At 74.0% G+C, this 12,191-nt stretch carries 13 protein-coding genes; 6 read left to right on the top strand and 7 right to left on the bottom strand.

All coding sequences use genetic code 11. The features are described from left to right. Nucleotides 1-43 precede the first annotated feature (43 nt). A complete protein-coding gene (locus tag ACQP26_RS25745) occupies nucleotides 44-292 on the top strand; it encodes a hypothetical protein (protein WP_269704182.1) in 249 nt (82 codons plus the stop codon). A 36-nt stretch (nucleotides 293-328) separates the two neighbouring features. On the opposite strand, the gene ACQP26_RS25740 is transcribed toward ACQP26_RS25745, so the two are convergent. Continuing rightward, a complete protein-coding gene (locus tag ACQP26_RS25740) occupies nucleotides 329-1,654 on the bottom strand; it encodes an ABC transporter substrate-binding protein (protein WP_433494219.1) in 1,326 nt (441 codons plus the stop codon). Between the two features lie 122 nt (nucleotides 1,655-1,776). Here ACQP26_RS25740 and ACQP26_RS25735 point away from each other — a divergent pair, with 122 nt between their 5' ends. Then, nucleotides 1,777-2,610, top strand: coding sequence for a phosphoribosylaminoimidazolesuccinocarboxamide synthase (locus tag ACQP26_RS25735; protein ID WP_269704184.1), 834 nt, complete (start codon nucleotides 1,777-1,779; stop codon nucleotides 2,608-2,610). Between the two features lie 3 nt (nucleotides 2,611-2,613). Here ACQP26_RS25735 and glpK read toward each other — a convergent pair whose 3' ends face one another. Further along, the gene (gene glpK / locus ACQP26_RS25730) at nucleotides 2,614-4,098 is read right to left on the bottom strand and encodes a glycerol kinase GlpK (RefSeq protein ID WP_433494218.1); all 1,485 of its coding nucleotides are present in this window, start codon (nucleotides 4,096-4,098) and stop codon (nucleotides 2,614-2,616) included. Nucleotides 4,099-4,162: 64 nt separating this feature from the next. Between glpK and ACQP26_RS25725 the strand changes: the two genes are divergently transcribed. Then, on the top strand, nucleotides 4,163-5,101 hold the full coding sequence (locus tag ACQP26_RS25725; protein ID WP_269704186.1) for a ribose-phosphate diphosphokinase: 939 nt from the start codon (nucleotides 4,163-4,165) through the stop codon (nucleotides 5,099-5,101). Nucleotides 5,102-5,111: 10 nt separating this feature from the next. Here the strand turns inward: ACQP26_RS25725 and ACQP26_RS25720 are convergent, their stop codons facing one another. Beyond that, the gene (locus ACQP26_RS25720) at nucleotides 5,112-5,579 is read right to left on the bottom strand and encodes an ATP-binding protein (RefSeq protein ID WP_269704187.1); all 468 of its coding nucleotides are present in this window, start codon (nucleotides 5,577-5,579) and stop codon (nucleotides 5,112-5,114) included. A gap of 115 nt (nucleotides 5,580-5,694) precedes the next feature. Here ACQP26_RS25720 and macS point away from each other — a divergent pair, with 115 nt between their 5' ends. After that, entirely contained in the window at nucleotides 5,695-6,816 is a 1,122-nt protein-coding gene (macS, locus tag ACQP26_RS25715) for a MacS family sensor histidine kinase (protein ID WP_269704188.1), read from the top strand. Then, entirely contained in the window at nucleotides 6,813-7,460 is a 648-nt protein-coding gene (locus ACQP26_RS25710) for a response regulator (RefSeq protein WP_269704189.1), read from the top strand. Before macS ends, ACQP26_RS25710 begins: the two co-directional genes overlap by 4 nt. 4 nt (nucleotides 7,461-7,464) lie before the next feature. Here the strand turns inward: ACQP26_RS25710 and ACQP26_RS25705 are convergent, their stop codons facing one another. From ACQP26_RS25705 to ACQP26_RS25695, 3 genes are all read right to left on the bottom strand, one after another. Continuing rightward, nucleotides 7,465-8,037, bottom strand: coding sequence for a DUF5709 domain-containing protein (locus ACQP26_RS25705; protein ID WP_269704190.1), 573 nt, complete (start codon nucleotides 8,035-8,037; stop codon nucleotides 7,465-7,467). An 80-nt stretch (nucleotides 8,038-8,117) separates the two neighbouring features. Beyond that, a complete protein-coding gene (locus tag ACQP26_RS25700) occupies nucleotides 8,118-8,789 on the bottom strand; it encodes an ATP-binding protein (protein WP_433494217.1) in 672 nt (223 codons plus the stop codon). 56 nt (nucleotides 8,790-8,845) lie between these two features. Beyond that, nucleotides 8,846-9,844, bottom strand: coding sequence for an SDR family oxidoreductase (locus tag ACQP26_RS25695; RefSeq protein WP_433494216.1), 999 nt, complete (start codon nucleotides 9,842-9,844; stop codon nucleotides 8,846-8,848). Nucleotides 9,845-10,036: 192 nt separating this feature from the next. Between ACQP26_RS25695 and ACQP26_RS25690 the strand changes: the two genes are divergently transcribed. Next, entirely contained in the window at nucleotides 10,037-11,305 is a 1,269-nt protein-coding gene (locus ACQP26_RS25690; protein ID WP_433494215.1) for a glycosyltransferase, read from the top strand. On the opposite strand, the gene ACQP26_RS25685 is transcribed toward ACQP26_RS25690, so the two are convergent. Beyond that, nucleotides 11,188-12,159 (bottom strand): hypothetical protein, encoded by a 972-nt coding sequence (locus tag ACQP26_RS25685; RefSeq protein ID WP_269707001.1) that lies wholly within the window; start codon nucleotides 12,157-12,159, stop codon nucleotides 11,188-11,190. The two genes, ACQP26_RS25690 and ACQP26_RS25685, sit on opposite strands and share 118 nt — an antisense overlap. Between the last annotated feature and the right edge of the window lie 32 nt (nucleotides 12,160-12,191).

Below are 12,191 nucleotides of genomic sequence, written 5' to 3'. Positions count from 1 at the left end.
CGTCCGCCGTGCCCCGGTTGCGGGTCTCGGCGAGGATGGGGGCATGTCTGGATGGAACAAGTGGTGGGGCCGCCTGGGCGCGGTCCTCGGTACGGTCGTGCTCTCGGTCTTCGTGCCGGTCGCGGCCTGGGCGTCGTCGGGCACCGGCGAGATCGTGGTGGAGGCCGCTCGCCGTCGTTCCCGCGGCGGGTTCGGCTTCCTCGGCCTGCTCTGCTGCCTCGTGGTGGTCGGCGGCATCGTGCTGCTGGTGGTGCTGCTCACCCGTAACCGCCGCAACCGCCCCCCGCGCTGAGCCCTCGCCCGCCCTGTCCGCCTCGGGCGGGGCGGGTCACTCGGCGAGGGCGGTGTTCGCCTGAGCCATGAAGCGGGAGGTCGCGGTGCGGGCGCCGGCCTGCTTGCCGCGGATGCTCTCGGCCGCGTCGATCAGCAGCTCGCGCACCTTGGCGTGCCCCTTGGGCGGCGGCGCGGGGGACGGACCGGCCAGATCGTCCAGCTCGGCCCCGAGCGCCGCCATGCGCTTCTCGGCCCGGCCGGTCACCTCCGCGGCGACGAACGAGCGCACCTGCTTGCTGGCGTTCAAGCCACGTTCGACGCCGAGGAGCCGGCCAGCCGCCACATTCGTGGTCAGGAAGTCGAGCACGTTCACCACCGCCTCCGGGTGGCGGGTGCCCCGGAAACCAGCCCAGTACATCGACGCCCGGGGCCACTGGGCGGCGGGCGTACCGGGGAAGGCGACAGCGCCCAGCTCGTCGTCAGCCAGGCGCTGCAACTCGGGCAACTGGTGCGACCAGGCGAACGAGGCCGCGGTGTGCCCGGTGACCACGAGCTGGCGGGCCAGCTCGCCGCTGTCGGCCTGCTCGACCAGGGCGGCGCTCGGCGTGGCCCGGTCGAAGCGCGCCACCTCCCAGAACTCGAACCAGGCGAGCAGTTCGGCGGAGCTGAAGCCGAGCTGCCGGCCCTGGTACAGCTCGCTGCCCTGGCCGCGCAGCCAGAGCCAGAACGCCCGGTAGTCGCCGGAGGCGTCCATGGTGCCCGCCACCCGGTTGCCGGAGGCGCGGGTGACGCGGGCGGCCCAGCTCACGTACTCCTTCCAGGACATCCCGGTGCGCGGCTCGGGCTGGTCCAGCCGGCGCAGCAGACCGCGGTTGAACACCAGCGCCGCGCTCGTCTGCGCGGCGGGCACGCCGACGGTCCGCTCGTCCACCCGCCCGTAGCGGGCCAGCTGCTCCGGTACCTCACGCAGGTCGAGCCGCTCGTCGGCGGCGTACGGGGTGAGGTCCAGCAGGATGTCCCGGCCGGCGTACTCGGTGAGCAGGGTGTCGTCGATCTGGAACAGGTCCGGCGCGTTGCCGCCGGTGGCCTGGGTGGCGAGGCGGTCGTAGTAGCCGCTCAGCCCCTGCCAGGTGACCCGGAAGCTGACCCGCGGGTTCTGCTGCGAGTACAGCCGCAGCGCCTGTTCGGTGGCCTGGGCGCGGCGGGCGTCGCCCCACCAGAACACGGACAGCTCGACCGGGCCCTCGTCGGCGGCCACCTCCTCCGGGCTGCATCCGGTGAGCAGCGGCAGCGCCCCGGCGGCGAGCGGCAGACCGGCGAGCGCGCCGAGGAACCGTCGCCGGTCGAGCCCGGGACGGGGTACGGACTGCGGAGCGCGCACAGGTCTCTCTCCGAAGGTGGGGTGGACGGATCATTTCACCGGCCCCCGGCGGGGTGTCAACGCCGGACGGGACGCCGGTGGGCGCGCCCGGCGGCCCGCGCTGCTCATGGTGTACTAGCGCCGTGGAACTTCTGCACTCGGGCAAGGTCCGGGACGTCTACGCCGACGGCGAGGACCTGATCCTGGTCGCCACCGACCGCGTCTCCATCTACGACGTGGTGCTGCCGACCCCGATCCCGGACAAGGGCCGCCTGCTCACCGCGCTCTCGCTGTGGTGGTTCGAGCAGCTGTCCGACCTGGTGCCGAACCACGTGATCTCCGCGACGGACGTACCGGAGGAGTTCGCCGGCCGGGCGATCCGCTGCCGGCGGCTGGAGATGGTGCCGGTCGAGTGCGTGGCCCGGGGCTACCTGACCGGCGGCGGCTTCGCCGAGTACCAGCGCACCGGCTCGGTCTCCGGGGTGCCGCTGCCCCGCGGCCTGGTGGAGGCGTCGATCCTGCCCGAGCCGATCTTCACGCCGTCGACCAAGGCGCCGAAGGGCGAGCACGACGAGCCGATCACGTACGAGCAGGTGGTCGACAAGGTCGGGCCGGAGGTGGCCGAGCGGCTGCGGCAGATCACCGTCGACGTCTACCGGCGCGGTGCGGAGATCGCCGCCGAGCGGGGCATCCTGATCGCCGACACGAAGCTGGAGCTGGGCTGGGCGGCGGACGGCACGCTCGTCCTCGGCGACGAGGTGCTCACCTCCGACTCGTCCCGGTTCTGGCCGGCCGAGTCGTACCAGCCGGGCCGCGCGCAGTTCTCCTACGACAAGCAGTACGTGCGGGACTGGGCCACGGCGAGCGGCTGGGACAAGCAGCCGCCCGCGCCGGAGGTGCCGGCCGAGGTGATCGAGGCGACCCGGGCCCGCTACGTCGAGGTGTACGAGAAGCTCACCGGCAACCGCTGGGACTGACGCTCAGTCGACCCAGTCGAGCGTGCGCCGCACCGCCTTGTGCCACTGGCGCAGCTCACGCTCCCGGTGCGCCGGGTCCATCGTCGACTCCCACTGCGCGTCCGAGCGCCACTTCTCGCGCAGCGTGGCCAGGTCGGGCCAGAACCCGACGGCCAGGCCGGCGGCGTACGCGGCGCCGAGGCATGTCGTCTCGGTGATCCGGGACCGCACGACCGGCACGTCCAGCACGTCCGCGAGGAACTGCATCAGCAGTTCGTTGCCGGTCATCCCGCCGTCGACCCGCAGCCGGCGCAGCGCCACGTCGGAGTCGGCGTTCATCGCGTCCACCACCTCCCGGGTCTGGAAGGCCGACGCCTCCAGCACCGCGCGGGCCAGGTGCCCCTTGGTGATGTAGCCGGTCAGCCCGGCGATCACGCCCCGGGCGTCGCTGCGCCAGTGCGGGGCGAACAGGCCGGAGAAGGCCGGCACCACGTAGCAGCCGCCGTTGTCGTCGACAGTACGGGCCAGCTCCTCGACCTCCGGGGCGGTGGAGATCAGGCCGAGGTTGTCGCGCAGCCACTGCACCAGCGAGCCGGTGACCGCGATGGCGCCCTCCAGCGCGTACACGGCGGGCTGGCCCTCGATCCGGTACGCCACCGTGGTGAGCAGGCCGTGCCGCGACGGCACCGGGCTGGCACCGGTGTTGAGCAGCAGGAAGCTGCCGGTGCCGTAGGTGCACTTGGCCTCGCCGGGCTGGAAGCAGGTCTGCCCGAACAGCGCCGCCTGCTGGTCGCCGAGCGCGCTCGCCACCGGCACCCCGGCCAGCACCCCCCGGGCGGTGCCGTACACCTCGGCCGAGCTGCGGATCTCGGGCAGCACGGCGGCCGGGATCCGCAGCGCGTCGAGCAGCTCCGGGGCCCAGTCGAGCGTCTCCAGGTCCATCAGCATGGTGCGGCTGGCGTTCGTCACGTCGGTGACGTGGCGGCCGGTCAGCTTCCAGATCAGCCAGCTGTCCATGGTGCCGAACAGCACCTCGCCGCGTTCGGCCCGCTCGCGCAGCCCGTCGACGTGGTCGAGCAGCCAGCGCAGCTTCGGGCCGGCGAAGTAGGTGGCCGGGGTCAGGCCGGTGCGGGCCCGCAGCCGCTCCTCGTCGTACGTCCCGGTCAGCTCGCGCAGCAGCGGGCCGGTGCGGGTGTCCTGCCAGACGATGGCGTTCGCCACCGGGCGGCCGGTCTCCCGGTCCCACACCACTGTGGTCTCGCGCTGGTTGGTGATGCCCACCCCGGCGAGCATCTCGGTGCCGATGTCCGCGCTCGCCAGCGCCTCGCGCACCACGTGCTCGACGTTCGTCCAGATCTCCTCGGCGTCGTGCTCGACCCAGCCGGGCCGGGGGAAGATCTGCCGGTGCTCGCGCTGGGCCACGGTGACGATCTCACCGGCCCGGTCGAAGACGATGCAGCGTGAGGACGTGGTGCCCTGGTCGATGGCGGCGACGAACTCTGCGGTCACGGCAGCACCGTACCCGCCGCGAGCGTCCACCGTCTCCTCCCCGCGGCCCGTACGATCATCAGACGTGCGTGACATTGCCGTGTTCAGCGGGTCGGCCCATCCCGACCTCGCCGCCGAGATCTGCGCCCACCTCCACGTCCCGTTGCACCCGGTGCGGGTGTCCCGGTTCGCCAACGACTGCCTCGAGGTGCAGCTGCAGGCGAACTGCCGAGAGCGCGACGTCTTCCTCATCCAGCCGCTGGTGCCGCCGGTGCAGGAGCACCTGGTCGAACTGCTGCTCATGATCGACGCGGCCCGGGGCGCGTCGGCCGCGCGGATCACTGTGGTGCTGCCCCACTACGCGTACGCGCGGTCGGACAAGAAGGACGCGCCGCGCATCTCCATCGGGGGCCGGCTCGTCGCCGACCTGCTGACCTCCGCGGGCGCGCACCGGGTGCTGGCCATGACGCTGCACTCGCCACAGGTGCACGGCTTCTTCAGCGTCCCGGTGGACCACCTGCACGCGCTGCGCGAGCTGGCCACCCACTTCAAGGGGTACGACCTGAGCAACGCGGTGGTGGTCTCGCCGGACCTGGGCAACGCCAAGGAGGCCGCCGCGTTCGCCCGGATGCTGGGCACGCCGGTGGCGGCGGGCGCGAAGCAGCGCTACAGCGACGACCGGGTGCAGATCAGCACGATCATCGGCGACGTGGCGGACCGGGACGTGATCGTGCTGGACGACGAGATCGCCAAGGGCAGCACGGTGATCGAGCTGATCTCGCACCTGCGCGAGCGGCGGGTCCGCTCGATCCGGCTGGCCTGTACGCACGGCCTGTTCTCCAGCGGCGCGCTGGAGCGGCTGAGCGCGCAGGAGGGCGTCCTGGAGATCGTCTGCACCAACACGGTGCCGATCCCGGCGGACAAGCGGGTGCCGAAGCTGGAGGTGCTGTCGGTGGCGCCGGCGCTGGCCGAGGCGATGCGGCGGATCCACAACGGGGAGTCGGTGAGCGCCCTGTTCGCCTGACGGTGGCGGGTCAGCCGTCCAGCGGACCGGTGGCGGGCTGGCGGGTGGCGAGCGCGGCGGTGATCCGGACGACGGTGCCGGCGGCGCCGGTCTCCACCTCCATCGCGTCGCTCAACTCGCGGGCCAGCCAGAGACCCCAGCCGCCGGCGGTGTCCGGCGCGGGCCGTTCGCGGTCGCGCAGCCGCCGTTCGCTGATCCCGGGCCCGTGGTCGGCGACCTCGCAGACCAGTTCGCCGTTCCGCTCCCAGAGCCGCAGCCAGCCCTGCCCGCCGCCGTGGCGGACCGCGTTGGTGATCAGCTCGTTGACCGCCAGCACGAAGTCGTCCAGCCGTTGGCCGGACAGGCCGGAGCCGTGCGCGCAGGAGGTGACCGAGTGCCGCAGCCCGGTCACCTGCGCCTGGTCGAAGGCGGTGGCGAGAAGCAGGGAAGGTTCGATGGGCACAACCGTACGCGGTGCGGGGAGTTCTGCGTCTGTCATGACCCCGTCCCGACGATGGCTCTCGACGACTTTCGCGGCATTTCCACCGTACGTCAGGGTTTCTCGGGCCGCACCGGGCGGGGTGCCCTGGACCGGCTGTGACAGGGTGTCGCACATGCCGTCGTCCTCCGGCCTCGAGGGCCCGTTCTGGCGATCGATAGCGGTGTTCCGCTTCGCCGCGCTCGCGTACGTCGGACTGGTCGTGCTGCGCGACGCGGGCAGCTACGCGCACCCGGTCGCCGCGGGCGGTGTCCTGCTGGCGATGCTGGCGTGGAGCGGCGTGACGGCGGCCGCCTACGGCCGTCCGGCCGGGCGGCGCTGGCCGCTGCTGCTGGCCGACCTCGGTGTGGTGCTGGCGATCATCCTGGTCACGCCGTGGGTGGTCGGCCAGGCGGCGCTCGCCGCCGGAGTGCCGATGCTGACCGCCGCCTGGCTGGCCGGGCCGGTGCTGGCCTGGGCGGTCGCCGGCGGACGCCGCCGTGGCGCGGTGGCGGCGATCGTGCTCGGCGGCGCCGACCTCGCCACCCGCGACCGGATCAGCCCGTCCGCGCTGACCGGGGCGATCCTGATGCTGCTCGCCGGCGTGGTGGTCGGGCACGTGGCGCGGCTGGCGGTGCAGGCGGAGGAGCGGTTGCAGCGGGCGGTGGAGCTGGAGGCGGCCACCCGGGAGCGGGAACGGCTGGCCCGCGACATCCACGACTCGGTGCTCCAGGTGCTCGCGCTGGTCCGGCGGCGCGGCGCGGACCTGGACGGCGAGGCGGCCGAGCTGGCCCGGCTGGCTGGCGAGCAGGAGGAGGCGCTGCGGGCGCTGATCGGCCGGACGGGCGCGCCGCCGGATCGGGCCGGGGACGAGCAGGACCTGCGCGACCTGATCGACAGGTACGCCTCGGCCACCGTCGTGGTGTCCGCGCCCGCCACACCGGTGCCGTTGCCGGCGCGGGCCGCTGGTGAGCTGGGTGCCGCGGTCGGCGCGGCGCTGGACAACGTGGCCCGGCACGCCGGCGGGCGGGCCTGGGTGCTGATCGAGGACGAGGAGGAGACGGTGACCGTCTCGGTACGCGACGAGGGACCGGGGATCCCGGAGGGCCGGCTCGCGGAGGCCGCCGCGCAGGGCCGGCTCGGGGTGGCGCAGTCCATCCGTGGCCGGGTGGCCGACCTGGGCGGCGAGGTGCGGATCGTGTCCGCGCCCGGCGCCGGCACCGAGATCGAGCTGGTCGTGCCGAGGAGCCGCGGATGAGCATCCGGGTGATGGTGGTCGACGACCACCCGATGTGGCGCGAGGGCGTGGCCCGTGACCTCACCGAGGCGGGCCACCAGGTGGTGGCGACGAGCGGTGAGGGGCGGCAGGCGGTACGGGTGGCCGCGGCGGCCCGCCCCGACCTGGTCGTGCTCGACCTTCAGCTGCCGGACATCTCCGGCGTCGAGGTGATCCGGGGTCTCCGCGCCGCACTGCCGGACGTGCGGGTACTCATGCTCTCGGCCAGCGGCGAGGCGCAGGGCGTGCTGGACGCGGTCAAGGCCGGCGCCACCGGCTACCTGATCAAGTCGGCCGCACCGGCGGAATTCCTGGACGCGGTGCGGCGCACGGCGGCCGGCGAGCCGGTGTTCACACCCGGCCTGGCCGGGCTGGTGCTGGGGGAGTACCGGCGGCTGGCCGCGGCGCCGCCCGCCCCGCACGACGACGCACCCCGGCTCACCGAACGGGAGACCGAGGTGCTGCGTCTGGTCGCCAAGGGGTTGTCCTACAAGCAGATCGCCGACCGGTTGAGCCTGTCCCACCGGACGGTGCAGAACCACGTGCAGAACACCCTGGGCAAGCTCCAGTTGCACAACCGGGTCGAACTGACCCGGTACGCCATCGAGCGGGGCCTGGACGAGTGAGCGGTCAGCGCGCGTCCGGCGGCCGCGTCTCGTGGATCGCCAGCTCCTCCGCGCTGGCCCCGCCGCCGGCCGCGCCCGCGTCGTAGGCCACGTTGTCGGTCTCCTGGTCGGTGTGCGCGCCCTCGTCCGGCTCGACCAGCCGGCCCACCTGGTGGTCGGCGACGGTGCCGAGCTGGCCGTGGTCGTACACCGACACCGGGGAGTTCGGGTCCGACACCGGGCCCAGGTCGATCACGTCGGCGTCGAGCTGGGCCTGCGCGGCGGCCTCCTCGCTGTCCGCCTCGGCCGCGATGTCCGGATCGACCGGGCCGGCGAGCGGGTCGTCGGCGGGGCGCTCGTACCGCTCGCGCTGGAGCTTGTAGTCCAGCGACTCGCCGTCGAGCTGCTCCTCCGCCGTGGTGCCGAACTGGTCCACGGCGACCGGCGTACGGTCACCGGGGAGCTGGGCCGGCTCGGGGCCGTCCGCCTCGCGCCCGGTCAGCACGTCGTCGTTGGCGGTGGAGTCGTCGTCGGCGGTGTCGGGCAGGCCCTCCGCCTCGGGATCGGACACGGGGGTGGGGTACTCGTCGTCGCGCATGCCCGGGAACTACCCACTGCGCTCCCCGCCCTAACCGCGACCGGCCGGGTGGATCGGGAGCAACGGTGCGAAAAGGCACCTCAGTTGCGGTACGCCGCTTCGTCCTCGGGGTACAGCACGCACCACACCACCTTGCCGTCCGGCAGTGCCGTGCTGCCCCAGCGCCGGGCCACCGTGTCGATCAGCAGCAGCCCTCGCCCGCCCACCGAGTCCACCGGTGCGGGCCCGCCGTACGCGGGCCGCCCGGTCGAGTGGTCCCGGACCGCCAGGTGCAGCGCGCCGCCGCGCGGGGCCAGCCGGAGCGTCATCGGCGTGACGGCGTGCGCCACCACGTTGTTGACCATCTCGGTGACCGCGATGCAGGCCGGCTCGACCAGCTCCGGCAGACCCCACCTGACGCACCCGCCGGTGACCAGGACCCGCGCCTCACGGGCGGCCTCGACCACCGGGGGTAGTTCGACCTCGATCGGCTCGGGCGGCGCCTCCCGCGGCGGCCCGTCCGGGTCGAGCAGCAGCTCGGCGGCGGGCCAGTCGGCGACCGCACGGCAGACCTCGTCCAGCGCGTCGCGGGCCAGCGGGTCGGGGATCCGTACCCCGGACAGGTCCACCAGCAGCACCCCGGGGCGCCGCCACAGCCGGGCGAGCAGCGCGTCCCGTACGGCCTGCACCTCGGACCGGTCGAGCACCCCGAACAGCCGGACCGTCGGGGACGAATCGTCGGTCTCCACCAGGCAACGCGCATCCGTCGGCATGATCGCCCCATTGTGCACGTCCGCCCGCGCCCGCGCACCGGTCCGGTCGACGGGACTCACGGACGGCCGGCCCGGGACCGGCGGCTGATCGCCGCCACCGTACCGACAGCGGTGCCGGCGGCCAGCCCGACCGCGGCGGTCAGCCGCAGCACCTGACCGCGCCGTCCGGACCATCCGTCGGTCCGCTCCGCCGCCGAGCCCGGCGTGAACACGGTGCCGGTGGAGTCGTCGCGTACGCCGGGCCCGAACTGGGTGCGCGCGGTGTACCAGCCCATCACCCGCTCGGCCAGCGCCGGGGCGAGCCGCCACTGCAGCCCGATCAGCCGGGCCGCGCCGCCCGCGTACGCCTCGCGCCGGGGCCGCCGCAGCAGCTTGACGATCGTCTCGGCGACCATCTCCGGCGGGTACACCGGCGGCGGTGGGGTCAACTCCCGGCCGGAGTGGTTGGCGGCGTGCCGGAAGAACGGCGTGTCGATGGTGGCGGGCAGCACGGTGCAGATCGAGATGTTCCCCCGGCCGGTCACCCGCAGCTCCTGCCGGACCGTGTCGGCCAGCCCGCGGATCGCGTGCTTGGTCGCGTTGTACGCCGACTGGTACGGCATCGCCACCTCGGCCAGCACCGAGGCGTTGTTGACGAGCACCCCGCCGCCGGCCGCGCCCAGCCAGGGCAGCGCGGCCCGCGTCCCGTACACGGCACCGAGCAGGTTCACGTCCACCACCCGGCGGAACTCGGCCACCGGGATCTCGTCGAAAAGCCCCACGGTGCCGACCGCCGCGTTGTTGATCCAGGCGTCGATCCGGCCGAACTCGGCCACCGCCCGCTCCGCCAGCCGACCGACGGCCTCCGGGTCGGTCACGTCGGTGGGCACCACCAGGGCCTGCCCGCCCAGTTCCCGGCAGTACGCCGCGACCCGGCGCAGCGCGCACTCGGTCCGGGCGGCCAGCACCACGTCGGCGCCCCGGCGGGCCAGCGCGTACGCGGTGGCAGCGCCGATCCCGCTGGAGGCACCGGTGATGACGACAGTGGCGTCGGAGAGGCTGCGGGTCAGCGGCATTCTCCGTCGGTACCCCCGGCCCCGGCGGACATGCCGACCGTTTTCGACGGTGATCGGCAACGGTCGGCTGTCCCGTCCGCGGGACGCCGTGGCCGGGTGACCCCGATCTGTCAGGTTTGGGCGCACCGGACCTGGGTTAATGGGACGCTCTGACCGGAGACCACGCTCGCGAGAAACGCATGGAGGTGCACCATGCGCGTCGGCCTTGTATGCGCGCACGCCGGCTCGTCCACCGACGGTCCCACCGTCGGGACGCAGGAGCACATTGCGCGCGTGGCGGCGGAACTCGCCGCCCGGGGCCATGACGTCCGCGTCTACGAGCGCCGTGCCGCGTCCGCCCAGCCCGCCCTGACCGAACTCGACGGCTACCGGGTGGAACGTGTCCCGGTCGGCCCGCCCGACGTGCTCTCCACCGCCGAGCTGGTTCCCTTCGTCGCCGAGTACGGCCGCTGGCTGGCCGGGCAGTGGGCCGGGGACTGGACCCCCGACGTGGTGCACGGGCACTACTGGGTCGGCGGGCTCGCCGCCGCCCACGCGGTACGCGCCACCGACATCCCCGTGGTGCAGACGTTCCACTCGCTCGGCGTGGAGCAGTTGCGCCACCTCGGCCGGCAGTACACCGGGCCGGGGGAGCGCATCCCGCTGGAACGGGCCCTGACCCGGGCCGTGGACGTGGCGGTGGCCCAGTGCAACGACGAGGTCGACGAGCTGACCCGGATGGGCCTGCAACGCACGTCGGTGGCGATGGTGCCGACCGGGGTGGACATCGGTCAGTTCCACCCGGACGGCGAGGCGGCGCCCCGCGACCAGCGGTCCCGGATCCTGTCCGTCGGCGGGCTCGCGCCCGGGCACGGCCAGGACGACCTGATCCGGGCGATGCGGCTGGTGGGTGACGCGGAGCTGGTGATCGCCGGTGGTCCGCCGGCCGAGCGGCTGGCCGGGCACGCCGAGGCGCGCCGGCTGCGCGAGCTGGCCGAGCGGGCGGGCGTGGCGGAGCAGGTGAAGCTGGTCGGCGCGGTGCCGCACGACCAGATGGCCACCTGGTACCGCTCCGCCGACGTGGTGGCCTGCACCCCGCACTACGCCTCAGCCGGGCGGGTGTCGCTGGAGGCGATGGCCTGCGGCGTGCCGGTGGTCGGCTACGCCATGGGCGGCATCGCCGACGCGGTGGTGGACGAGGTGACCGGCAAGCTGGTGCCGCCGGGCGACGTGCGCACGCTCGGCGTCACGCTGCGCCGGCTGCTGTCGGACAACGCCGGACGGTTCGCGTACGGGCACGCCGCGGTGGACCGGGTCCGGTGCAGCTACACCTGGGAACGGACCGCCGCCGCGCTGGAGCGCCTCTACGAGCGGGTGATCGGGCGGCGCCGCCCGGCCACGCCGATCGAGCCGACGCCGGTCGAGGCGACGCCAGAGGTCGAGGTGGTCGTCTCCGAACGCGGGCCGGTCGAGGCGGCCTGAACCGGCACCATCCCGGCGCCCACCACCGCCTTCTGGCGGTCGCGGGCGCCGGCGTGGTGGTGCTGCGGTTCGGCGTACCGGGTCAGGCCGACCACCGCCGCGAGCGTCACCAGGAAGCCGAGCCCGGCCAGCCACTCCCGGCCCGGCCAGATCTTGTCGTTGAGCAGCAGCAGGCCGACGATCGCCGCGGGCACCGCCCCGGCGGCGTCCATCGCCGCCACCGCCGCCGTGGTCGACCCGCGCTGCATGGCCAGGCCGAGCAGCAGCTGACCGATCACCGAGTGGACGATCAGCAGGTAGAGCAGCGGGTCGCGGACGAACGCCTCCGCCGAGCCGGCCGAGGCGAGCGGGCGGGCCGCCACCGCCGCGGCGGAGAACGCCATCCCGGCCAGCGAGCCGAGCACCACCGATCCGAGCGCGCCGTGCAGCCGGGCGGCGAAGAATCCGGACCCGGCGATCGCGGCCACCGCCACCGCCAGGCCGACCAGCCCTGCGGTGCCGAGCTGCCGCGACGGCGCGGGCTGGGCCGAGAGCACGAGCGCGGTGATGCCGGCGAACAGCAGCACCAGCAGGACCACCTCGGCGGCGGGCAGCCGCCACTTGAGCACCAGCACGCCCAGGACGGCGGTCACCCCGAGCCCGGCCGCCACGCTGGCCTGGACCAGGAACAACGGCAGGTCACGGCGGGCCAGGAAGGCCAGCACGAAGCCGACCACCTGGCAGGCCAGGCCGATCAGGTACGTCCGGTGCCCGGCCAGGCGCAGCAGCAGCCCGGGATCGAACGTGTGGTGCACAGTGGTCCGCGCGGCCGCGACCGACTGGAGAAGGTTGGCGAAGCCGTACGCGATGATCATCGCCGCCAGGAAGCACCAACCGGAGGAAACCA

Origin of the sequence: Micromonospora sp. CA-248089 (assembly GCF_050948515.1) — a bacterium.
Lineage (GTDB): Bacteria > Actinomycetota > Actinomycetes > Mycobacteriales > Micromonosporaceae > Micromonospora.
This window is presented reverse-complemented; position numbering and strand designations above follow the sequence as displayed.